The organism is Actinophytocola sediminis, from assembly GCF_054779715.1.
The window spans coordinates 63,366-84,012 of the sequence record NZ_BAAGXS010000008.1; the positions used below are offsets into that span (position 1 = coordinate 63,366).

The 20,647-nt window shown below is 71.0% G+C and carries 23 protein-coding genes; 14 read left to right on the top strand and 9 right to left on the bottom strand.

Translation table 11 applies throughout. The features are described from left to right. The first annotated feature begins 3 nt into the window (after positions 1 to 3). Both ACYVIP_RS04835 and iolD read left to right on the top strand, forming a co-directional pair. Positions 4 to 783: an ATP-binding cassette domain-containing protein gene (locus ACYVIP_RS04835; protein ID WP_460392408.1), complete on the top strand. Its 780-nt coding sequence runs from the start codon at positions 4 to 6 to the stop codon at positions 781 to 783. Further along, complete coding sequence (iolD, locus tag ACYVIP_RS04840) at positions 783 to 2,642, top strand: 3D-(3,5/4)-trihydroxycyclohexane-1,2-dione acylhydrolase (decyclizing) (protein WP_460392410.1); 1,860 nt, start codon at positions 783 to 785, stop codon at positions 2,640 to 2,642. The genes ACYVIP_RS04835 and iolD overlap by 1 nt, the downstream gene beginning before the upstream one ends. Before the next feature lie 9 nt (positions 2,643 to 2,651). Here the strand turns inward: iolD and ACYVIP_RS04845 are convergent, their stop codons facing one another. Then, positions 2,652 to 2,834 carry a DUF3073 domain-containing protein gene (locus tag ACYVIP_RS04845; RefSeq protein ID WP_460392412.1) on the bottom strand — a complete coding sequence of 61 codons (183 nt, stop codon included), beginning with the start codon at positions 2,832 to 2,834 and terminating at the stop codon, positions 2,652 to 2,654. 212 nt (positions 2,835 to 3,046) lie between these two features. On the opposite strand from ACYVIP_RS04845, the gene ACYVIP_RS04850 reads away from it, so the two are divergent. Then, complete coding sequence (locus tag ACYVIP_RS04850) at positions 3,047 to 3,937, top strand: hypothetical protein (protein WP_460392414.1); 891 nt, start codon at positions 3,047 to 3,049, stop codon at positions 3,935 to 3,937. A gap of 69 nt (positions 3,938 to 4,006) precedes the next feature. Here the strand turns inward: ACYVIP_RS04850 and ACYVIP_RS04855 are convergent, their stop codons facing one another. The 4 genes from ACYVIP_RS04855 to ACYVIP_RS04870 are packed head-to-tail and all read right to left on the bottom strand — an operon-like array spanning position 4,007 to position 7,019. Then, positions 4,007 to 4,588 carry an RsiG family protein gene (locus ACYVIP_RS04855; protein WP_460392416.1) on the bottom strand — a complete coding sequence of 194 codons (582 nt, stop codon included), beginning with the start codon at positions 4,586 to 4,588 and terminating at the stop codon, positions 4,007 to 4,009. A gap of 44 nt (positions 4,589 to 4,632) precedes the next feature. Beyond that, a complete protein-coding gene (locus ACYVIP_RS04860; protein WP_460392418.1) occupies positions 4,633 to 5,460 on the bottom strand; it encodes a beta-keto acid cleavage family enzyme in 828 nt (275 codons plus the stop codon). Between the two features lie 15 nt (positions 5,461 to 5,475). Next, positions 5,476 to 6,579 carry a CAF17-like 4Fe-4S cluster assembly/insertion protein YgfZ gene (gene ygfZ, locus ACYVIP_RS04865; RefSeq protein WP_460392420.1) on the bottom strand — a complete coding sequence of 368 codons (1,104 nt, stop codon included), beginning with the start codon at positions 6,577 to 6,579 and terminating at the stop codon, positions 5,476 to 5,478. Next, complete coding sequence (locus ACYVIP_RS04870; protein WP_460392535.1) at positions 6,576 to 7,019, bottom strand: Fur family transcriptional regulator; 444 nt, start codon at positions 7,017 to 7,019, stop codon at positions 6,576 to 6,578. Before ACYVIP_RS04870 ends, ygfZ begins: the two co-directional genes overlap by 4 nt. A gap of 48 nt (positions 7,020 to 7,067) precedes the next feature. Here ACYVIP_RS04870 and ACYVIP_RS04875 point away from each other — a divergent pair, with 48 nt between their 5' ends. Further along, positions 7,068 to 7,913, top strand: coding sequence for an aminodeoxychorismate lyase (locus ACYVIP_RS04875; protein ID WP_460392422.1), 846 nt, complete (start codon positions 7,068 to 7,070; stop codon positions 7,911 to 7,913). 6 nt (positions 7,914 to 7,919) lie between these two features. Here ACYVIP_RS04875 and ACYVIP_RS04880 read toward each other — a convergent pair whose 3' ends face one another. From ACYVIP_RS04880 to ACYVIP_RS04895, 4 genes are all read right to left on the bottom strand, one after another. Continuing rightward, positions 7,920 to 8,552, bottom strand: a complete 633-nt coding sequence (locus ACYVIP_RS04880) for a heme-binding beta-barrel domain-containing protein (RefSeq protein ID WP_460392424.1) — start codon at positions 8,550 to 8,552, stop codon at positions 7,920 to 7,922. A gap of 106 nt (positions 8,553 to 8,658) precedes the next feature. Next, positions 8,659 to 8,970: a DUF1416 domain-containing protein gene (locus ACYVIP_RS04885; protein WP_460392426.1), complete on the bottom strand. Its 312-nt coding sequence runs from the start codon at positions 8,968 to 8,970 to the stop codon at positions 8,659 to 8,661. A gap of 9 nt (positions 8,971 to 8,979) precedes the next feature. Further along, positions 8,980 to 9,822, bottom strand: a complete 843-nt coding sequence (locus ACYVIP_RS04890) for a sulfurtransferase (protein WP_460392428.1) — start codon at positions 9,820 to 9,822, stop codon at positions 8,980 to 8,982. Positions 9,823 to 10,175: 353 nt separating this feature from the next. Continuing rightward, positions 10,176 to 11,066 carry an LmeA family phospholipid-binding protein gene (locus ACYVIP_RS04895; RefSeq protein WP_460392430.1) on the bottom strand — a complete coding sequence of 297 codons (891 nt, stop codon included), beginning with the start codon at positions 11,064 to 11,066 and terminating at the stop codon, positions 10,176 to 10,178. 156 nt (positions 11,067 to 11,222) lie between these two features. Between ACYVIP_RS04895 and ACYVIP_RS04900 the strand changes: the two genes are divergently transcribed. The 10 genes from ACYVIP_RS04900 (at position 11,223) to ACYVIP_RS04945 (ending at position 20,638) form a co-directional block, all read left to right on the top strand. Then, positions 11,223 to 11,942: a winged helix-turn-helix transcriptional regulator gene (locus ACYVIP_RS04900; RefSeq protein WP_460392432.1), complete on the top strand. Its 720-nt coding sequence runs from the start codon at positions 11,223 to 11,225 to the stop codon at positions 11,940 to 11,942. A 21-nt stretch (positions 11,943 to 11,963) separates the two neighbouring features. Further along, a complete protein-coding gene (gene mshD, locus ACYVIP_RS04905) occupies positions 11,964 to 12,836 on the top strand; it encodes a mycothiol synthase (protein ID WP_460392434.1) in 873 nt (290 codons plus the stop codon). Between the two features lie 170 nt (positions 12,837 to 13,006). After that, positions 13,007 to 14,122 (top strand): phosphate ABC transporter substrate-binding protein PstS, encoded by a 1,116-nt coding sequence (gene pstS, locus ACYVIP_RS04910; protein WP_460392436.1) that lies wholly within the window; start codon positions 13,007 to 13,009, stop codon positions 14,120 to 14,122. A gap of 104 nt (positions 14,123 to 14,226) precedes the next feature. Beyond that, on the top strand, positions 14,227 to 15,207 hold the full coding sequence (gene pstC, locus ACYVIP_RS04915; protein WP_460392438.1) for a phosphate ABC transporter permease subunit PstC: 981 nt from the start codon (positions 14,227 to 14,229) through the stop codon (positions 15,205 to 15,207). Next, positions 15,207 to 16,304 carry a phosphate ABC transporter permease PstA gene (gene pstA / locus ACYVIP_RS04920; RefSeq protein ID WP_460392440.1) on the top strand — a complete coding sequence of 366 codons (1,098 nt, stop codon included), beginning with the start codon at positions 15,207 to 15,209 and terminating at the stop codon, positions 16,302 to 16,304. The genes pstC and pstA overlap by 1 nt, the downstream gene beginning before the upstream one ends. Positions 16,305 to 16,325: 21 nt before the next feature. Beyond that, positions 16,326 to 17,105, top strand: a complete 780-nt coding sequence (pstB, locus tag ACYVIP_RS04925) for a phosphate ABC transporter ATP-binding protein PstB (protein WP_460392442.1) — start codon at positions 16,326 to 16,328, stop codon at positions 17,103 to 17,105. Between the two features lie 144 nt (positions 17,106 to 17,249). Next, positions 17,250 to 17,609: a hypothetical protein gene (locus ACYVIP_RS04930; RefSeq protein ID WP_460392444.1), complete on the top strand. Its 360-nt coding sequence runs from the start codon at positions 17,250 to 17,252 to the stop codon at positions 17,607 to 17,609. A 14-nt stretch (positions 17,610 to 17,623) separates the two neighbouring features. After that, positions 17,624 to 18,190, top strand: coding sequence for a DUF3558 family protein (locus ACYVIP_RS04935; RefSeq protein WP_460392446.1), 567 nt, complete (start codon positions 17,624 to 17,626; stop codon positions 18,188 to 18,190). A 16-nt stretch (positions 18,191 to 18,206) separates the two neighbouring features. Continuing rightward, positions 18,207 to 19,853, top strand: a complete 1,647-nt coding sequence (locus ACYVIP_RS04940) for a hypothetical protein (RefSeq protein WP_460392448.1) — start codon at positions 18,207 to 18,209, stop codon at positions 19,851 to 19,853. Beyond that, positions 19,853 to 20,638, top strand: coding sequence for an ESX secretion-associated protein EspG (locus ACYVIP_RS04945; protein ID WP_460392450.1), 786 nt, complete (start codon positions 19,853 to 19,855; stop codon positions 20,636 to 20,638). The genes ACYVIP_RS04940 and ACYVIP_RS04945 overlap by 1 nt, the downstream gene beginning before the upstream one ends. Positions 20,639 to 20,647: the final 9 nt, after the last annotated feature.

Below are 20,647 nucleotides of genomic sequence, written 5' to 3' on the forward strand. Positions count from 1 at the left end.
GTCGTGAGTCCCCTCATTGAGGTCGACGGGATCGGCAAGAGCTACGGCAGCGTGGTCGCCCTGCGTGAGGTGTCCACCGTGGTCAACGCGGGCGAGGTCACCTGCGTGCTCGGCGACAACGGTGCCGGCAAGTCGACCCTGATCAAGATCCTGGCCGGGGTGCACCAACACGACACCGGGCGGTTCCTGGTCGACGGCGCGGACGTGCGGCTGTCCTCGCCGAGGGCGGCGCTGGACCTCGGCATCGCGACCGTCTACCAGGACCTCGCCGTGGTGCCGCTGATGAGCGTGTGGCGCAACTTCTTCCTCGGCTCGGAGCCGACCGTCGGCGCGGGCCCGCTGCGCCGGCTCGACCGCAAACGCGGCAAGGAGATCGCGCGCACCGCGCTCGCCGAGATGGGCATCGACCTGCGCGACGTCGAACAGCCGGTCGGCACGCTGTCTGGCGGTGAGCGGCAGTGCGTGGCGATCGCGCGGGCGATCCACTTCGGCGCGAAGGTGCTGATCCTGGACGAGCCGACGGCCGCGCTCGGGGTGAAGCAGTCGGGCGTGGTGCTGCGCTACGTCGCCCAGGCGCGCGACCGGGGCCTCGGCGTCGTGCTGATCACCCACAACCCGCACCACGCCTACCCGGTCGGCAACCGGTTCCTGATCCTCAAACGCGGGGCCAGCGTCGGCTCGCTGGAGAAGTCGGCGATCACCCTGGAGGAGCTGACCCGCCAGATGGCCGGCGGCGCCGAGCTGGCGGCGCTGGAGCACGAGCTGCGCGAGGTGTCTGGCTAGTGCGACTGACGACCGCGCAGGCCATCGTCGCCTGGCTGGTGGCCCAGCGGACGGTGCTGCTCGACGGCACCGAGGCGCCGCTGTTCCCCTCGGTGTTCGCGATCTTCGGCCACGGCAACGTCCTTGGCCTTGGCACCGCGCTGTCCGAACAGGCCGACGCGCTGCCGGTCTGGCGCGGGCACAACGAGCAGGGCATGGCGCTCGCGGCCGTCGGCTACGCGAAGGCGACCCACCGCCGCCAGGTCGGCGTGGTCACCTCGTCGATCGGGCCGGGGGCGTTGAACATGGTCACCGCCGCCGGGGTCGCGCACGCCAACCGGCTGCCGCTGCTCCTGCTGCCCGGCGACACGTTCGTCAACCGCGCGCCCGACCCGGTGCTGCAGCAGGTGGAGCCGTTCGGCGACGGCACGGCCACGGCCAACGACGCCTTCCGCGCGGTGAGCCGCTGGTTCGACCGGATCACCCGACCGGAACAGCTGCTGGCCACCCTGCCGCAGGTGGCCAGGGTGCTCACCGACCCGGCCGACTGCGGCCCGGTCACCCTCGCGCTGCCCCAGGACGTGCAGGCCGAGACCTTCGACTTCCCGGACGCCCTGTTCGCCCCGGTGGTCCACCACCCGTCGCGGCCCCGGCCGGACCGGGCCGCGATCGGCCGGGCCGCCGAGGTGGTCCGCGCCGCCGCCGGGCCGCTGGTGGTGCTCGGCGGCGGCGTGCGGTACTCCGGCGCGGCCGGCCGGGCGCTGGCCTTCGCCGAGGCGCACGGCATCCCGGTCACCGAGACCACGGCCGGGCGCACCCTCGTGCCACACGACCATCCGCTGCACGCGGGTCCGCTGGGCATCACCGGCTCCGCGTCGGCCAACGCACTGGCCGCCGAGGCCGACCTCGTGCTCGCGGTCGGCACCCGGTTGCAGGACTTCACCACGGCGTCCTGGTCGCTGTTCGCGCCGGACGTGCGGCTGGTCGCGGTGAACACCGCGCGCTTCGACGCGGTCAAGCACGGCGCGATCGCGCTGGTCGCCGACGCCGACGAGGCGCTGGCCGAGCTGGCCGAACTGGTGGCCGGCTGGCGGGCGGACCAGGACTGGTCGGCGCGCGCCGCGCGGGAGTTGGCCGGCTGGGACGCCTACATCGACGGCCTGCGCGCGCCGGGACCGGGACTGCCGACCTACGCCCAGGTGGTCGGCGTGGTCAACGAGGCGAGCGAGTCCGGCGACTACGTGCTGACCGCGTCCGGCGGCCTGCCGGGGGAGCTGATCGGCGGCTGGCGGGCCGACGGGGCAGGCCCGTCGATGGACGTCGAGTACGGGTTCTCCTGCATGGGCTACGAGCTGGCCGGCGCCTGGGGTGCCGCGCTCGCCCGGCCGGCCGGGGTGGTCACCGCGCTGGTCGGCGACGGCTCGTACCTGATGTTGAACTCCGAGCTGTTCTCCGCCGCGTTCGCCGGCCACGGGTTCGTCGCCGTCGTGTGCGACAACGACGGCTACGCGGTCATCGACCGGCTGCAACGGGGCAACGGCGCGCCCGCGTTCAACAACATGTACGCCGACGTGCGGTCACGGCAGGCCGATACGCCACGGGTCGACTTCGCCTCCCACGCGGCGTCGCTCGGCTGCGCCGTGTTGGCCGCCAGCGACCTCGACGAACTACGAGCCGCCTACGCCACGGCACGCGAACACGCACGGCACGGCCGAGTGGCCGTCGTGGTGATCCGCACCCACGCTTCGGCATGGACAGACGCCGAAGCATGGTGGGAGATCGGCATACCCGAGCGTTCGACCTACCCCGACGTGGTCAACGCCCGTGACGAGCTGGCCAAGGCCAAAACGGACCAGGTGCGTTACCTGGGCCGCTCCTGAACCAGCCGCTCAACGACGGTAGGTGCCGTCGTCGAAGTCGTCATCGTCATCGAACCGCTCTCCGCCGTTGCCGTCCGAAGGTGCCTGGCTCGACAGCTCCCGTTGCAGAGCGTCGAAGTCCGTGTCGTGAGTGCTGTATTTGAGCTCTCGGGCTACCTTGGTCTGCTTAGCCTTCGCCCGGCCGCGCCCCATGGCTCGACCCCCTCGCACAGTGACGGGGCGGCCGGGGGAATCGGCGGCCCCGCAGATCTCGAATACTGGTTCCTGGTAACTACCGTACCGTGCCGACCGGGTTCTGTGCGAAGGGGCACTGGTGTTGGTCGGCACCTTCTTCTGGCGAGTTCGGTCACGCCGTTGATCGCCCCGTGACCACCCCTCCGGCGTTCCGTGACACGATGCCTCTCGTGCCCCGACCGTTCGTCGCCTACCTCAGGGTGTACGAACCGTTGTCCTCCTTTGCCGCTGACGCCGCGAAACCACTGCGCGAGGCGCTGGAGACCGGCCACCTCGACCACGCGGGCGTCGGTGAGCGCGAGCGGGACATGTGGCTCAGATCACAACTGTCCCAGCCGTCGACCATGCTCCCCGGTGAGCTGGCCAACGGCGACCCGTCGCCGCGCGCGTCGCGGGACCTGCTGGTGCTCGACCCGGCCGAGGTACCCGTCGACCAGGCGACCGTCGGTCCCGGCCCGCTGGTGTGCCCGCTGGACGTGCGCGCCCGCTCGGCCGCCGCGCTGGTCGGCTTCCTGACCTCGTCGCACCCGGCACTGCGCGCGGTGGCGCTGTCGGAGTCGGTGGACACGGTCCGGGAGCGGGCCGCCAAGGTGCTCTCCGACCTGCCCGGCGGCGCGGTGCACGTGGTGTCCACGACCTGGACGGTGCCGCTGCCCTGGTTCACCCTGGTCGACCCTGGCCACCGGCACCTCGTGCTGGCCACCCGGGAGGACCCGCGCCGGCAGGTCTGCTGGCGGGTGGCGATGGCCGACGCCCGCAGGCGGGTGGCCAAGGCGCACTCGCTGGCCGAGCGGGTGCTCGGCGACCAGGGCCCGACGAAGGTCCTCGAGGACACCGGCCGGTGGCTGGAGCACTTCCACCCGCACTCGGCGGTCGAGCTGGACTACGGCGGCCTGGTGCAGTTACTCGACGACGAGGAGCTGACCGAGGACACCTCGGCCGCGGACGTGCAGGCCATCGTGGCGGCGCTGGAACGTCAGGACGTCGAGGAGATCGCCGCCAGGTTCGAGACCCTGCGCGAGTTCTGGAGCGACCTGGCCGTCCGCGAACGCTTCAACTAGTCCGGTTCCGGCCCGGGCCCAACGCCCTGAATGAGGCATTGGCGACGTTCACCGTCCCGAATGGGGCATTCAGGGCTTGTCGTCGACCGGGGCCTCGCCGCGTTCGGCGGCCAGCAGCTGGTCGACCGAGGCGCTGCCCGCGCGGTAGCGGCGCGCGATCTGGTCGTTGAACACGTCCATCACCCGCTGTACCTCGCGCCTGCGCTGGGAGACCGACGCCTCCTCGGCGACATAGGTCCGCAGCGCGAGGTCGAGCCGCTCGTCGGGCAGCGTGGCCACGTCCGACAGGTCGGTGTCCGACACCAGCGCCTCGACGTGGCGCCGGTGTGCCTCCGCGCGGGAGGGCTCCAACGTCTGGTGGCGCCCGGAGCCGGCGGGTGCCCGGCCGACCGCGTTGTCCGCGAGGATCTCCGCCAGCCGTTCCACCACCGAGCTGGAGCCGCCCTCGGCGCGGCGTTTCCGCTCCGCCTTCACGATGTCGATCCTGGCGTGCAGCAGCCGGCGCAGGTAGGACAGGTCGGTCTCCTCCTGCGCCGCGTCGTCGCGGCGCGCGCGGACCTCGTTCAGGTCGAGCTCGGCCAGCCCGGCGACGTAGTCGGGCGCGAGCACACGGTCTATTCGCCTGCGACCACCTGGTCGGACTTCGATCACGTGCTCATCCTCCGGTACTGACACCCTCGCCGACAAACCCGGTATCAGTTGCTTAGCACTACCCCGATCAGCTCCCGCACCTCGGTCGGCCGAAGCGGCGGCCGCTGGGCCAACGTGGCGAACTCGGCGGCCCTGGCGACCAGCTGGGCGTTGTCGCGCACCCGCTCGCCTCTGGCGAAGGACACCGTGTCCTCCATGCCGACCCGCACGTGCCCGCCGGCCGACAGCGCGGCCAGCATGACCGGCAGCGTGGCCCGCCCGATCCCGGTCGCGGAGAAGCTCGCGCCGGCCGGCAGCGTGCGCAGCGCGGCGACCAGCGTCGCGGTGTCGCCCGGCATCCCGCCCGGCACGCCCATCACCAGGTCGACGTGCACCTTCCCGCCCGCCGGCAGGCCGTGCTCGTCGAGCAGTCTGCGCAGGCTGGTCAGCTGGCCGACGTCGAAGATCTCGTACTCCGGGACGATGCCGCGCTCACGCATCCGCCGGTGCAGCTCGACCACGAACTCCCAGCGGTTCAGGAACACGTCGTCGCCGAAGTTGACCGTGCCCATCGTGCAGGACGCGGAGTCCGGCATGGCCTCCAGCACGCGCAGCCGGTCGGCCTCCGGATCGGTCACCGCGCCGCCGGTGGACAGCTGGACGACCAGGTCGGTGTGTTCCCGCAGGGCGGCGACCGTGTCGGTGAGCAGCCCGAGGTCAAGCGTCGGCGTGGTGTCCGCGCCCCGGATGTGCACGTGGATCATGGCCGCGCCGGCCGCCTCGCAGGCCACCGCCTCGGCCACCAGCTCGTCCAGGGTGACCGGCAGGTTCGGCACGTCCACCTTGGCGTGTTCGGCGCCGGTCGGCGCGACGGTGATCAGGGTCCCTGTCATGGGCCCGGATGGTAGTCAGCCGCGCAGCTTCCTGGCTGCCTCGCGGCCGAGCGCCGGGGTGTCCGCGGGCACCGAGTCCGGGTCGATCGCGGCCTGCACGACCCGGTCGTCCACGCCGGCGAGCAGCTCGGCGTCCAACGGCACCGAGTACTTGACCAGCGCGAGCGCGATCGACCCCAGCTCGTGGTGGCGGGCGACCGAGCCGACCCGGCCGACGGTCCGCTCCCCGAGCAGCACCGGGTCACCGGTCTCTGGCAGTACCTCCGGCGAGCCGTCCAGGTGCAGCAGCAGCATCCGCCGGGGCGGCCGGCCGACGTTGTGCACCTTCGACACGGTCTCCTGGCCGCGGTAGCAGCCCTTCGCCACGTGCGCGGCGACGTGTACCCAGCCAACCTCGTGCGGGATCGTCCGGTCGTCGGTGTCCACGCCGAGCCGGGCGCGGCTGGCCTCGACCCGCAGCGCCTCGTAGCCCCAGCTGCCCATCGGCCGGGCGCCGTGTCCGGTCAGCCGGTCCCACCAGGCGACCAGCTCGGCGCGCGGCACGAGCAGGTCGACGCCGAGCGGCATCCGGCGCACGAGCACGTCCAGGCCGCCGGCGACCGCGTACGGCTCGGTGGGCACCGGCAGGCCGGCGGCGCCGAGCAGCGCGTCGGTGTCCGGGCCGACCACCGACAGCACCGCGCGCTCGGCGGTGGCGTCCCGCAGCTCGACCTTGGACCAGAAGACCATCGACTCGAAGTAGCCGAGCAGCGTCTCCCGCCCGCCCCGTGCGCCGGACGCGTCCGCGCCCGGCTCGGTGTCCAGCCAGACCACCTCGTCCAGGTGCGCGAGGTTCATGTGCGCGTCCACCCGGCCCTGGCTGTCCAGCACGAGCGCCTCGGTGCCCGCGCCGTCGGCCAGCTCGGTGACGTGCTGGGAGATGACCAGGTGCAGCCAGCCGAGCCGCTCCGGACCGGTGACCGCGATCACCTCCCGGTCGGACCGGTCGACGACGGCGACCTTGCGCGCGGCGGCCCGCTGCTCGGCGTACGGGTCGCCGAAGTGCCACGGCACGCCCTGGTCCGGCCAACCGTCCGGCGGCGGCACCGCGCCAGGGACGTCGAGGATGGGTGAGGTCATGGCTGGTCTCCTGAGCAGTTCCGGCAGGTTCCCGACAGGGCGAGGTGGCTCACGTCCAGTGCGAACCCGTGGGAGTCGCGCAGTGTTCCGGCCAGCCCGTCCATCACCTCGCACGGCGCCTCGATGACCGCGCCGCAGTGGTGGCAGACCAGGTGCACGTGGCCGTGCTCGTGCACCGAGTAGTTGGGCGCGCCGTGGCCGAGGTGGGTGTGCCGCACGATGCCGAGGCTCTCCAGCAGCTCGAGCGTGCGGTAGATGGTGGTGATGTTGACCGACGGCGTGCTGCGCTGCACCCGCTGACAGACCTGTTCCGGGGTGGCGTGCGCCAGCTCGAGCAGCGCGTCCAGGACGAGCTGACGTTGCGGGGTCATCCGCATCCCACGTTGGTGCAGGGTCTGTTTCAGCTGGGCGCGTTCGGCCTCGAGGTTGCGGGCGCTCACGGTCTCCACCCCACGAATCGTAGGCCGGTTGCCGAGTAGGCTGCCGGCATGCGGGTGCTTGCGATGTTGGACGGAACTCTGGCCGACCCGGACGGGCTGCACATCCGGGTCGATGACCTCGGGCTGACCCGGGGTGACGGGATCTTCGAGACCGTCCTGGTGGTGGACGGCAAACCCCGCGAGCTCGGCCCGCACCTCGACCGGCTGGCCCACTCCGCGCGGACGCTCGCGCTGCCCGACCCCGACCGCGCCGCCTGGGAGCGCTGCGCGCGGACGGTCATCGACGCCTGGCAGGGCCCGGCCGAGATGGCGCTCAAGCTGGTCTACACCCGGGGCCCGGAGTTCGGCGACGGCACGCCGACCGGCTACGCCATGGGCCTGGCGATCTCGGAGAAGGTGCTGCGCAACCGGGTCGCCGGGGTGCGCGCGGTCACCCTCGACCGGGGCTTCGACCCGGAGATCGTCGCCCGCGCCCCGTGGCTGCTGCTCGGCGCGAAGACGCTGTCCTACGCGGTGAACATGGCCGCGCTGCGCTGGGCGGAGGCGCACGACGCCGAGGAGTCGATCTTCATCGCCGCCGACGGGTCGGTGCTCGAGGGCCCGACGTCCAACGTGGTGGTCGTCCACGGCCGCACCCTGCGCACCCCGCCGCCGAGCAACGGCATCCTGCGCGGCACGACCCAGGGCGCGCTGTTCCGCGCGGCCGAGGCCGCCGGCTGGGTGACCAAGCTGGAACCGCTCCACCTCGACGACCTGACCTCGGCGGACGCGGTGTTCCTCGCCTCCAGCGTCCGCAAGATCACCAAGGTGCGCGCGCTGGACGGCCGGCAGCTGGCCGACGCGACCGAGCTGCACGCCGAGCTCAACGCGCTGTACGAGTCCGAGTACGCCTGAGCCGGCTCAGCCGGCGACGCGGCGCAGCAGCGCCGAGGTGTGCGGCTGCAGCGGCTGGCCGACCATGGCGCGTTCCTCGACATAGGCCAGGTCGCCGTTGTTCACCAGGCCGTAGAGCCGCTTGGCGCCGGTGACCTCCTTGGCCGATGCCGTGCGCATGGTGACGTCGGTGGCCAGCTCCCAGGAGGTCTGGGTCCGCGACTCGCCGTAGTAGATCTCGATCACGCCGGTGGCGTGGGCCAGCAGCAGCTCGATGGTGTCGTCCGGCTGCGGCCGCCACCAGCCGACCTCGCGCGCCGCCGGCCGGATCACCTTGCCGTCGGCGTCCAGCAGCCATGCCTTGGACTCGTAGAAGATGAACGGGCGGCCGTCGTGCGCGAAGGTGATCTGCTGGCCGAAGTGGGCGGACTCGATGGTCGGGTACACGACCTCGCCCTCACCGCGCCACACGCCGATCAGCGGCAGCAACGCCAGCAGCCGGTCGTTCAGGTCGGCACCGTCGCGCAGGTTGGCCGTGTCGTTGGGGATCGGCAGATCCGGCCACTGCGGGACGTTGCGGCCGCGAGTGATGGCCGCGCGCTCGGCGGCCGCGCGCACCGCGGCGTCGCCACTGCCGGGGACCGGGGCTTCCTGGGTCATCGCGCCAAACCCGCGCGCATGGTCGAGATCAGTTCCACCCGGCGAGGATATGCGAACGCGGGACGGCCGCTCAGGCGGCCGTCCCGCGTTCTTGGGTGAGGTCTGCTCAATCGACCGTGACGGCGACCGGGTGCAGGCCAGGAGCCTCCGCGGTCACCTTCGCCTCGCCGTTACCGGTCCGGTGCAGCGCGCGCACCGTCCACTGACCTGGTGCGGCGAAGAACCGGAAGTCGCCATCCGGGGAGGAGACGACCTCGGCGGTGAACTCGCCGCTCGCGTCCAGCAGCCGCACGAACGCGCCGCCGACCGGTTCGCCGTCCGCGGTCACCTTGCCGCCCAACACGATCTCCTTGTCGAGGTCGATCCCGGCCGGCAGCTGCGCGGTCTGCGTGGGTGCGCCGCATCCGTCGTTGCTCATCGCGTCTCCTCAGTTGGTGCCGGGGCCGACCTCGACCGGCACGCCGACCAGCGAGCCGTACTCGGTCCATGAGCCGTCGTAGTTCTTCACGTCCGCATAGCCGAGCAGCTCGTGCAGGGCGAACCAGGTGTGCGAGCTGCGCTCACCGATGCGGCAGTAGGCGATGGTGGACTTGCCGTCGTCGATGCCGGCGTCCTTGTACAGCTCGCGCAGCTCGTCCTCGCTGCGGAACGTGCCGTCCTCGTTGGCCGCCTTGCTCCACGGCACGTTGATCGCCGACGGGATGTGGCCGCCGCGCTGGGCCTGCTCCTGGGGAAGGTGCGCCGGCGCGAGCAGCTTGCCGGAGAACTCGTCCGGCGAGCGCACGTCGACCAGGTTCTTCGCCGAGATGGCGGCCACCACCTCGTCGCGGAACGCGCGGATCGCGGTGTTCTGCTCCTTGGCGGTGTAGTTGGTCTCGTCCCGGGTGACCTGGTCCTTGACCAGCGGGCGGCCGTCCAGCTCCCACTTCTTGCGGCCGCCGTCGAGCAGCTGCACGGTCTGGTGGCCGTAGAGCTTGAAGTACCAGTAGGCGTAGGCGGCGAACCAGTTGTTGTTGCCGCCGTAGAGGACGACGCGATCGTCGTTGGCGATGCCCTTGCCCGACAGCAGCTTCTCGAAGCCCGCGCGGTCGACGAAGTCCCGGCGCACCTGGTCCTGCAGCTCGGTCTTCCAGTCGATCCGCACCGCGCCGGGGAGGTGGCCGCCGTCGTACGCGGAGGTGTCCTCGTCGACCTCGACGAACACCACCCCCGGGGTTGCGAGGTTCTCTTCGGCCCATTCGGCCGTGACCAAGACGTCTTCGCGGCTCATCGGCGCGCTCTCTCCTTCACTGGGGACAATTCGGGCGGGATCAACGCAGGGGCACATCGGGCAGCCGAGGCGGAACGTGCACGCGGCATGGGCGACCTCCCTGACTGCGGCGGCTGGGATGGGGGAACCAGCGCGGGCGGAGGTTTCTGGTCCGCCCGTCAGTCAGAAGCCAGACACAGGCTCGAGTCGACGCGGCAGTAGTCGACCGCGCGCCTTCTCGTCAGTTGCCTGGTCAGCAAGGAGTACACGGCATGCACACTACCGCCAGCTCCCTACCTCTGGGAGTCGTGTCCACCAGGTGGGACGGGCCGAGTGCGTGGATTTCCGCAGGTCGCGGGGATGGTTCGGCGCGGTCAGCCGCCGAGCAGCACGTCCCAGGCCTTGCCCTTGACCGACAGCACGCCCGGCTCGACGCTGACCGCGGTCGGCGTGACCGTGAACGGCAGCTCGCCCGGGTCGAGGGTGACCTTGAGCGCCCGCAGGATGTCGGCCTCGAGCACGTCGGGGAACTGGCCGCTGCCGAGCACGCTGTTGCGCAGCTCAAGGCGCGACGGCACGAAGCTCGCCTTGGCGTCGACCAGGGTGATCAGGCCGAACGCGCACAGGTCGGTCTCCTCGCCGCCGAGGTCGATGGTCGCGCACAGCCGGGTGCCGGCCGTGGTGTCGTCCTCGTTCTCCAGCTTCTCCGCGCGCTCGGCGATCGCCTGCTCCTCGTCGGTGCGCTGCTCGGGGTCGGTCTGCGCGTCCTGTTCAGTGACCGGGTCGATGGTCAGGTTGGTGATCGAGGCGATCAGCGGGTTCTCGTTCTCCAACAGGGCGCGGGTGACGTCGGAGGCCTTGACCCGCACCTGGCCCTCGACCTCCCGCACCTCCACCCCGCGCAGCTCGCCGGAGACCAGATCGCCCAGCGGCGCGATCACGCCCATCAGGTCGACGTGCACCTCGAGGTCACGCAGCGTGTCCTGCACCGGCACGCCCTTGGCGTCGATGGCCACGTGGTCGTACTCGCCGGAGATGGCCTGGGTGAGGAAGGAGGTGCCGTGCACCTTCACCGAGGGGTCGTCGGTGAGGTTGAACTGCTCGCGGGCGCGCTTGGACACCTGGTACTCGAACACCGCCGCCGCACCGAAGTCGGCCACCACCAGCAGGCCGAGCAGCACCACGAGCGAGATGACCAGCCTGCGGGTCCGCCGTCGACGCTTGGGCGTCGTGCGGGGCTTGCCGGGGTCGGTGGTGGTCGTCATGGCAGCTATGTTCCTCGGGGCGGCGTGTCCGGGTGAAGGGGGTGTGCGCCCGATCGTTGGTGCACTCGTGTGACACGTATGTCACGACCAGGACATTTGGCGGGCACAGCGGCTATTCTCCCGGAAAGCCACAGAGCTTCCCAGAGAGGCGGGCCCATGAGCCTCGACCTGCTGCTGCTCACCGCGGACCCAACGCCGGGCGCGGTAGTGCCATCCCTGATGCTGCTGCCCCACCACGTGCGCACCCAGGCGCCAGAGGTGACCGCGCTGCTCGACGCCGGCTCGCGCGATGTCGTGCTGGTCGACGCGCGGGTGGACCTGGCCGCCGCGAAGAGCCTGTGCCGGCTGCTCACCAGCGGCGGGGACAGCGTGCCGGTGATGGCCATCGTGAACGAGGGCGGCCTGGTGGCCGTCAACCCCGAGTGGCGGGTGGACGACATCCTGCTGCCGACCGCCGGCCCGGCCGAGGTGGACGCCCGGCTGCGCCTGCTGACCTCGCGCGGACCGGCCGGGGCGCCGGGCGCGGACGGCGCGCTGCGGCTCGGTGAGCTGGTCATCGACGAGGCGACGTACATGGCGCGGCTGCGTGGCCGGCCGCTCGACCTGACCTACAAGGAGTTCGAGCTGCTCAAGTACCTGGCCCAGCACGCGGGCCGGGTGTTCACCAGGGCGCAGCTGCTGCAGGAGGTCTGGGGCTACGACTTCTTCGGCGGCACCCGCACCGTGGACGTGCACGTCCGGCGGCTGCGCGCCAAGCTCGGCACCGAGCACGAGCAGATGATCGGCACCGTGCGCAACGTCGGCTACAAGTTCGTCCAGCCGCCGAAGGCCACGTCCGGGCACGACCTGGCCGCTGAGCAGAGCGTTCGGCGGTAACCGGCGGGTACGGTCGGGTCCGTGGTGACCTTGACCTGGCTCGACCAGCTCGCCGACCGTGCCGACGCCGTCCGGGAGTTGTTGCTGGCCGCACGCGCGCACGACGGCAGACCAGAGGTCGCGGCCGACGGCCCGCTGCCCCGTGAGTTCCGCGGCGGCCGGCACCTGCTGGCCGCCGACGACGCCGGCGCCCTGGTCGGCTACGCGCATCTGGACACCGCGGGCGACGCGTTCGGCAACCAGGTCGTCGAGCTGGTCGTGCACCCCGACCGGCGGGGTCGGGGGATCGGCGCCCGGCTGGTCGACGAGGTGCTCACCGTCGACGGCCCGCTGCGCCTGTGGTCCCACGGCGATCACCCGGCCGCGGCCCGGCTGGCCGAGCGCACCGGCCTGGCCAGGGTGCGCGAGCTGCTGAAGATGCGGCTGCGCCCGGACCGGGAGCTGCCGGAGCCCAAGCTGCCCGGCCACCTCCTGATCAGGACCTTCGAGCCGGGCCGGGACGAGGACGCGGTGGTCGCGGTCAACGCGCGCGCCTTCGACTGGCACCCCGAACAGGGCCAGCTCAGCGTCGCCGACCTGGTGGCGACCGAGAGCGAGTCCTGGTTCGACCCGGCCGGGTTCTTCCTCGCCGAGGATCAGGACCGGCTGGTCGGCTTCCACTGGACCAAGGTTCACCCGGACGGTGTCGGCGAGGTCTATGTCGTCGGCGTCGACCCCTCGGCACAGGGCGGTGGGCTCGGCACCGCGCTCACCCTGGTCGGCCTGGCGCATCTGCGCGCCGCCGAAATGCGGGAGATCATTCTCTATGTCGAATCGGACAACGCACCTGCCGTCACGGTGTACAGCAGGTTAGGTTTTTCCATCGCCGAAACGGATGTTTCGTACCAGCGCTGAACTCGGGTGACTGTTACCCAGAGCAACAAAGGTCACAATTCGGGGTTGTTCACCTGGTGTTTACCTCTACAGGGTGGCCCGTCCACCCCCCTTCTTTAGCGTCCGCGCTGTGCCGTCCGGACATCCCCGGAGCGGGCGTCTCGTGACTTCGACACACCCGAGAGGAAACAGTGAAGCCCATCCGCTACGGCCGCATCGCGGCCATCGTCACCGCGGGCGCGCTGGCGTTGTCCGCGTGCGGAAACGACCCCGTCGAATCCACTGACGGAAACAGCGACAGTGGCAATGGCGGCGAGCAGGCCGCCGCCGTGTCCGGCGAGATCGCCGGTGCCGGTGCCAGCTCCCAGGAATCCGCCATGGAGGCCTGGATCGCCGGATTCCAGTCGTCGAATCCGGACGCCACCATCAGCTACGACGCCGCGGGCTCCGGTGCCGGCCGAACCCAGTTCGGTGAGGGTGCGGTCGCGTTCGCCGGCTCGGACGCCGTGATGGACGAAGAGGAGCAGGCCGCCGCCGACGAGCGCTGTGGCGGCGAGGCGATTCACCTGCCGCTCTACATCAGCCCGATCGCCGTCATCTACAACCTCGAGGGCGTCGACAACCTGCAGCTCTCGCCAGCGACCGTGGCCGGGATCTTCGACGGGAAGATCAAGACCTGGAACGCGCCGGAGATCGCCGCGGACAACCCGGACGCGCAGCTGCCGAGCGGGCCGATCCGGCCGGTGAACCGCTCCGACGAGTCGGGCACCACGGAGAACTTCACCGAGTACCTCTCCGCGGTGGCCCCGGACGCGTGGCCGCACGAGCCGAGCGGTGACTGGCCGATCCAGGGCACGCAGTCCGCCGCGCAGACCTCGGGCATGGTGCAGACCGTCCAGGGTGGCGACGGCACCATCGGTTACGCGGACGCGAGCAAGGCCGGTGAGCTGGGCGTCGCCAAGATCAAGGTCGGCGAGAACTACGTCGAGTACTCGGCCGAGGCCGCCGCCAAGGTCGTCGACGAGTCGCCGAAGGTCGAGGGCCGCCCCGAGCACGACCTGGGCATCGAGCTCAAGCGGGACGTCACCGCCGAGGGCACCTACCCGATCGTGCTGGTCTCCTACACGATCGTGTGCCTGGACTACCCCGAGGCCGCCGAGGGTGACCTGGTGAAGGCGTTCGTCGGCTACATGGCGAGCACGGAGGGCCAGGAGCAGGCGGCCACCGCCGCCGGCGCGGCGCCGATCTCCGACACGCTCCGGACGGACGTCGAGGCCGCGCTCGAGGCCATTACCGTCGGCAGCTGAGTGACTGGCACCTTGTTACGGTCGGCAGCGCCGGGTGGGCGGACACCTTCGGGTGACCGCCCACCCGGGTCGGTCCGGCCACCCCTGCTGCGGAGACTTGTCTCGTGACCACAACGGGCGAACCGGCGACCTCGCGCACGCCACCCGGAAAACAGCGCGTACCCCAACGACCTGGCGATGTCGTCTTCTCGATCAGTGCGAAATCCGCCGGCGTCCTCATCCTCGTCATCCTCGCCGCGGTCGCGCTGTTCCTGATCGCGCAGGCCCTGCCGGCGATCCAGGCCGACTCCACCGAACTCGCCGAGCGGGTCAGCTGGCTCGGCGACCGCACCCTGTTCAGCTATGTCGGCCCGCTGGTGTTCGGCACCGTGCTGGCCGCCCTGCTCGCGCTCATCATCTCCACGCCGGTGGCCATCGGCGTCGCGTTGTTCATCTCGCACTACGCGCCGCGCAGGCTGGCCCAGGTGTTCGGCTACGTGGTCGACCTGCTCGCCGCGATCCCCAGCGTGGTCTACGGCCTGTGGGGCGCGCTGTGGCTGATGCCCAAGCTGTACCCGGTGTTCGACTGGCTGGCCGAGAACCTCGGCTTCATCCCGATCTTCGAGGGACCGGCCGCGAGCCCGCCGCGCACGATCCTTACCGCCGGCATCGTGCTCGCGGTGATGATCCTGCCGATCATCACCGCGGTCTCCCGTGAGGTGTTCCTGCAGACCCCGACGCTGCACGAGGAGGCGGCGCTCGCGCTGGGGGCCACCCGCTGGGAGATGATCCGGATGGCGGTGCTGCCCTTCGCCCGCTCCGGCGTGATCAGCGCGACGATGCTCGGCCTCGGCCGGGCGCTTGGCGAGACCATGGCCGTGGCCATGGTCCTCTCGCCCGGCCTGTCCTACTCGATCTTCCTGCTCCAGCCGGGCCAGCAGCAGAACATCGCGGCGAACATCGCGCTGAAGTTCCCGGAGTCCAGTGGCCTCGGGGTCAACGTGCTGGTGTTCACCGGTCTGGTGCTGTTCGTGATCACGCTGGTGGTCAACATGATCGCGCGGTGGATCGTGTCCCGGCGCGCCGAGTTCTCGGGGGCGAACTGATGACCAGGGTCCAGGCACCGACGGACCTCGACGCGAGTCTGGTCGGCCGCAAGCTCACCCACGGCAAACTGCCGAGGTACACGCCGATCGCGGTGTTCGTCGGCTCGCTGGTGGTGGTCGGCGGTCTGCTGGCGCTGCTGGACGCGTTCTCGATCCCGCTCACGGTGTTCCTCGGCGCGATCCTGCACGCGCTGGCGCTGCTGGTGGCCAGCAGGGTGGTCGAGGGCGGCCGCGCGGCGACCGACCGGGTGGCCACCACGCTGATGTACTCCGCGTTCGCGCTGGCGCTGATCCCGCTGATCAGCCTGCTGTGGACGGTCCTGCAGTACGGCCTCGAGCGGTTCGACGGGTACTTCCTGTCGTACACGATGCGCGGCGTGTTCGGCGGGATGGACGCCGGCGGCGTGTACCACGCGATCATCGGCACGCTCGAGATCACGTTGTTCGCGACGCTGATCTCGGTGCCGATCGGCCTGCTGACCGCGATCTACCTGGTGGAGTACGGGCCGACGAGGCTGGGCAAGGCGATCACGTTCTTCGTCGACGTGATGACCGGCATCCCGTCGATCGTGGCCGGGTTGTTCGCCTACGCGCTGTTCGCGCTGCTGTTCGGGCCGGGCGTGCGGATGGGCGTGGTCGGCTCGGTCGCGCTCGCGGTGCTGATGATCCCGGTGGTGGTGCGGGCGTCGGAGGAGATGCTCAAGCTGGTGCCCAACGAGCTGCGGGAGGCCGCCTACGCGCTTGGCGTGCCGAAGTGGCTGACGATCGTCAAGGTCGTGCTGCGCACCGCGGCCGCCGGTCTGGTCACCGGGGTCATGCTGGCCATCGCGCGGGTGATCGGCGAGACCGCGCCACTGCTGATCACCGTCGGCGTGGTCAACTCGACGAACTACAACCTGTTCGACGGCCGGATGATGACGTTGCCGGTGTACGTGTACCGCCAGTACAGCCAGGGGTTGGCGCCCAACGGCATCACCACGATCAACTACGACCGGGCGTGGGCGGCGGCGTTGACGCTGATCATCATCGTCATGCTGTTGTTCCTGGTGGCCCGGCTCGTGTCCCGCTTCTTCTCCCCAAAGACCGGCCGCCGGTGACGGTCGACGACAAGGACAGCGATGGCTAAGCGACTGGACATCAAGGATCTCAACATCTACTACAGCGACTTCCTCGCGGTGGCCGGTGTGTCGATGGCGGTCGAGCCGCGTGCGGTGACCGCGTTCATCGGCCCGTCCGGGTGCGGCAAGTCGACGGTGATCCGCTCGCTGAACCGGATGCACGAGGTGATCCCCGGCGCCCGGATCGAGGGCCGGATCGCGCTCGACGGCGAGGACCTCTACGGCCGCGACGTCGACCCGGTGCGGGTGCGCCGCCAGATCGGCATGGTGTTCCAGCGGCCAAACCCGTTCCCCACGATGTCGATCCACGCCAACGTGATCGCCGGCATGCGGCTGAACAACAAGCGCATGTCCAAGAACGCGGCCGACGAGGTCGTCGAGCAGTCGCTGCGCGGGGCGAACCTGTGGAACGAGGTCAAGGACCGGCTCAACCGGCCGGGCTCGTCGCTGTCCGGTGGGCAGCAGCAGCGGCTGTGCATCGCCAGGGCGATCGCCGTGCAGCCGGACGTGTTGCTGATGGACGAGCCGTGCTCGGCGCTCGACCCGATCTCGACGCTGGCCATCGAGGACCTCATCGGCGAGCTCAAGCAGGACTACACGATCGTCATCGTCACGCACAACATGCAGCAGGCGGCCAGGGTCAGCGACCAGACCGCGTTCTTCAACCTCGCGGGCGTCGGCCAGCCGGGCAAGCTGATCGAGATGGACGCGACCGAGAAGATCTTCTCCAACCCCACCCAGAAGGCCACCGAGGACTACATCTCCGGCCGCTTCGGCTGATCAACTCGAGGTTCACAGTCGGGAACCGAGTCGCGCCAACTTTCGTCACAATGGAGTCCCGCACCGGTGTGAGTTGGTACCGTGCGGGGTTATCACCTGGTGGCACTGTAGTGGGGGCCGACGAGTATGTATGCGGTTGACGGGATGGGCGGCATCGCCGCCGGCGTGTCGTCCTTCGCCAAGGCGGCGATGGCGGGGTCCTTCGCGGTCAACGAGACCGGCGGAGCGGCCCTGCTGTCCGCGATCACGCGGATGAGCGACTGGATCGACGGCGAGGCCCGCCGGCTGGTCACGCTCGCGCAGCCGGCGCCGCTCGGCTCCAGCCAGGGCGCCGAGGCCATGCGGCCGCACCTCCAGCAGGTCGCCGAGGACCAGGAGGGCTTCATCACGACCCTCCAGCAGTTCCGGGCGTCCCTGGACGAGGCGAAGCAGGGCATCGAGGCGGCCATGGCCTCCTACCAGAACGCCGATGAGGCGCACAGCCAGGGATTCGTTCAGGCGTGATGGGAAGGTATCCAGTGAGGCGTACGGCTCTGTTCGTGGCGACGGTCGCGACGGCCGCCATCTGGCTCGTCGGCTGCTCGTCGGAGACACCGGGCTCGGCCACGTCGGGCGAGGACGAGGGCACCGAGTTGCAGGTCCCCGATGGCGATGGCCCGACCGAGTCGCCGGATCCGTCGGAGTCCACCGGCTCCGGGGGCGACTCGCCTGCCGAGTCGCTCGAGCCGTGCGACCTGCTCTCCACCGACGACCAGGCCACGCTGTCGGTGAGCCAGGGCGAGGAGGAGACCATCGGCGGCGCCCGGTCGTGCACCTGGCAGGCCTCCGGCAGCCACACCGTCGGCACCGACGTCTGGGACAGCCTCGGCCTGGCCGACGTCGAGTCGAAGTCCACCCCGGAACCGAAGCGGATCGGCTCGCACGAGGCCGTGCAGTACACCGGCGATCTCGGCGCGTGCGCGATCGCGATCGAACTCGACGAGACGTCCCGGGTGGACGTGATCAGCGTCGCCGGCGGGGACCTCGCCAAGGCGTGCACGGTCGCGAACCAGGCCGCAGAACTCGTTGAACCCAAGTTGCCCTGATCTGGAGCGGTTGGAAATGGCACCTCAGAATCGTCAGCCCGTCGGCAACACCGACTACAACAGCGACGGTTACAACAGCCAGGGCGACTACGACCCGACGTATGACGCCGGCAGCAGCGTGTACATCGACCGTGGCCAGACCTCGGACACCGGCACCGACACCCGCCAGGACGCGGAGGCGCAGGCGGATGCCCAGGAGGCGGGCGGCAACTGGCTGGACACCCTCATCAACCGGTTCACCCGCGAGGGCCGGGTGGAGACCGCCTACGAGGAGCAGCTCAACGCGCAGGCGGCCGAGCTCGCGGAGGGCGTGACCACCCGCCCGTCGCCGATGGTGATGTGCGCGAACTACATGAGCTACGGGCACCCGGACCTCAAGACCATGGTCACCGACGACGTCGACCCGGCCGTGGTGGGCGAGATGGGCGACACCTGGATCAACGCCGGCAACGAGATGACCCTGTTCCAGGAGAACGTCGCCACCGCGATCAACAACAGCGAGGCCGACTGGCAGGGCGCGGCCGGCAACTCGGCGCGCCAGTTCATGGCCGACGTCGGGAACTGGGTGGGCACCGCCGGGCAGAGCGCACAGCTCGCCGGCACGCAGACCAACCTGCAGGCCGAGTCGCTCTCCGAGGCGAAGCGCTCCATGCCGGAACCGGTCGAGTTCGACGCGGCGGCCGCGAACCAGGACCTGCGCACCACGACCAACCCGATCGAGATGGTCACCAAGTACGCCAACTACATGGGCCAGTACAACGCCCAGCAGGAGGCCCACCAGCAGGCCGCGCAGGTCGTCGGCACGTACGACATGAGTCTCAGCAGCGCGAGCACCATGCCGGCGTTCACCCAGCCGCCGACCATGGCCGGCCCTGGCGGCAGTGACGAGATCTCCGGCATCGACCGGGTCGGCATGCAGCCGGGCGACGGCGGCGGCGACGGCAGCGGCAACGGTTCCGGCGGCTCCTTCGGCAGTGGCAGCGGCAGTGGCAGCGGCGGTTCCGGCGGCGGGGTGCCGAGCATCCCGTCCGGCGGCTCCGGTGGTTCCGGTGGCGGCTCGGGTGGTTCTGGCGGCTCGGGCGGCGGTTTCGGCGACGGCTCTGGCGGCAACGGCAGCACGAACCCGAGCGCGGGCGCCGAGCTGCCCGGCCCGGGACCTGGCCCGTTCCCCTTCCCGCCCGGCGGCAACCCGCCAGGCAACCCGCCCGGCGGCGGCAACAACCCGTACCTGCCTCCCGGCCCGATGCCCATCGGTCCCGGCGGCGGTCCTGGCGGCGGTGACCTCGACCGGCGCGGCTTCGGCAGCGGGCGCGGTTTCGGCCCCGGCGGCGGTCCTGGCGGCGGCTCCGGTCCTGGTGGCTTCGGCTCTGGTTCCGGCTCCGGGTCGGGCGCCGGTGGCCTCGGCCGCGGCGGCATGGGCCCGGGCGGCATGGGTGGCGCGGGCGCGATGGCGGCGGAGAACGCCGCCATGCGTGGTGGTCCCGGCGGCGGTGGTATGGGCGGCCGAGGTGGCGCCGGCGGTGGCATGGGCGGGATGGGTGGCGCACGCGGCCAGGGCGAGGACGACGATGAGCACCAGCGGCCGTCGTTCCTGGTCGAGGGCGACCCGGACGCCGTGTTCGGTACCGACGAGATCACCGCACCATCCGTGATCGGTGAGTGATGGCCAGACCTTTCGTCCTTTCGCTGACCGACGCGGACATGTTGGCGCAGCTGCTCGGCGCCAACATCCGGCAGTTCCCCTTCCAGATCCCCAGTGCGGGCAAGCTGCAGGTGGACCGGCTGCGGATCGCCCGCGCGGTGTTCGCCGACCTCGGCCGGCGTGGGCTGATCCGCGGCGGGGAGGTCGATCCCGACCTTGAGCGGGCCCTGCGCACGCTGACCGACTACGGCGTCGCGGTCGCCGTGATGGGCACGGTCAACGACCGCGACGAGCTCTACGCCAGGGCGTCGGCCACCACCGAGCACGGCGTGCTCGCCCAGCTCACCGGTGGCCGGCTGCGCCTGGAGCTGATCCGTCCGACGGCGCTCGCGGTCACCCTGGTCGGCCTGCTGCCCAAGCTGGACGCCGGTCCAGGGCAGTCGGTGACGGTCAACCAGCCGGCACCCGTGTCAGCCAGGCTCAGCGGCGGGGACGTGCACGAAGAGCTGTTCCGTCCGGTCAACCGCCCGTCGGGGGGCGACCAGCGGCTGCGGATGGCGGCCAGCTACCTGGCCCGCCCACGCACCGGCACCGGGTTCTTCGCCGTGTCCGGCAAGGGCCGCCACGGTCGTGAGGTGCCGGGCGGCGGGTTGACCTGGTTCGACACCGACGCCGGCCGGTACCTCTCGCTTGCCCGCCCGCCGGGCGAGGACGGCTCGATCAGCAGCACGTTCTCCCCGGCCGACTCAGGCAGGATGATCCACTCCCTCGGTCAGATGATCGAGTCGGTGGCTCCCCGCCGCTAGCCGGGCCCG

Bases quoted from the DNA above. Each gene is read 5' to 3' on its own strand.
- ACYVIP_RS04845 (WP_460392412.1), bottom strand. From the start codon at position 2,834: ATGGGGCGCGGCCGGGCGAAGGCTAAGCAGACCAAGGTAGCCCGAGAG.
- ACYVIP_RS04860 (WP_460392418.1), bottom strand. From the start codon at position 5,460: ATGACAGGGACCCTGATCACCGTCGCGCCGACCGGCGCCGAACACGCC.
- ygfZ (WP_460392420.1), bottom strand. From the start codon at position 6,579: ATGACCTCACCCATCCTCGACGTCCCTGGCGCGGTGCCGCCGCCGGAC.
- ACYVIP_RS04875 (WP_460392422.1), top strand. From the start codon at position 7,068: ATGCGGGTGCTTGCGATGTTGGACGGAACTCTGGCCGACCCGGACGGG.
- ACYVIP_RS04880 (WP_460392424.1), bottom strand. From the start codon at position 8,552: ATGACCCAGGAAGCCCCGGTCCCCGGCAGTGGCGACGCCGCGGTGCGC.
- ACYVIP_RS04885 (WP_460392426.1), bottom strand. From the start codon at position 8,970: ATGAGCAACGACGGATGCGGCGCACCCACGCAGACCGCGCAGCTGCCG.
- ACYVIP_RS04890 (WP_460392428.1), bottom strand. From the start codon at position 9,822: ATGAGCCGCGAAGACGTCTTGGTCACGGCCGAATGGGCCGAAGAGAAC.
- ACYVIP_RS04895 (WP_460392430.1), bottom strand. From the start codon at position 11,066: ATGACGACCACCACCGACCCCGGCAAGCCCCGCACGACGCCCAAGCGT.
- ACYVIP_RS04900 (WP_460392432.1), top strand. From the start codon at position 11,223: ATGAGCCTCGACCTGCTGCTGCTCACCGCGGACCCAACGCCGGGCGCG.
- pstA (WP_460392440.1), top strand. From the start codon at position 15,207: ATGACCAGGGTCCAGGCACCGACGGACCTCGACGCGAGTCTGGTCGGC.
- pstB (WP_460392442.1), top strand. From the start codon at position 16,326: ATGGCTAAGCGACTGGACATCAAGGATCTCAACATCTACTACAGCGAC.
- ACYVIP_RS04930 (WP_460392444.1), top strand. From the start codon at position 17,250: ATGGGCGGCATCGCCGCCGGCGTGTCGTCCTTCGCCAAGGCGGCGATG.
- ACYVIP_RS04940 (WP_460392448.1), top strand. From the start codon at position 18,207: ATGGCACCTCAGAATCGTCAGCCCGTCGGCAACACCGACTACAACAGC.
- ACYVIP_RS04945 (WP_460392450.1), top strand. From the start codon at position 19,853: ATGGCCAGACCTTTCGTCCTTTCGCTGACCGACGCGGACATGTTGGCG.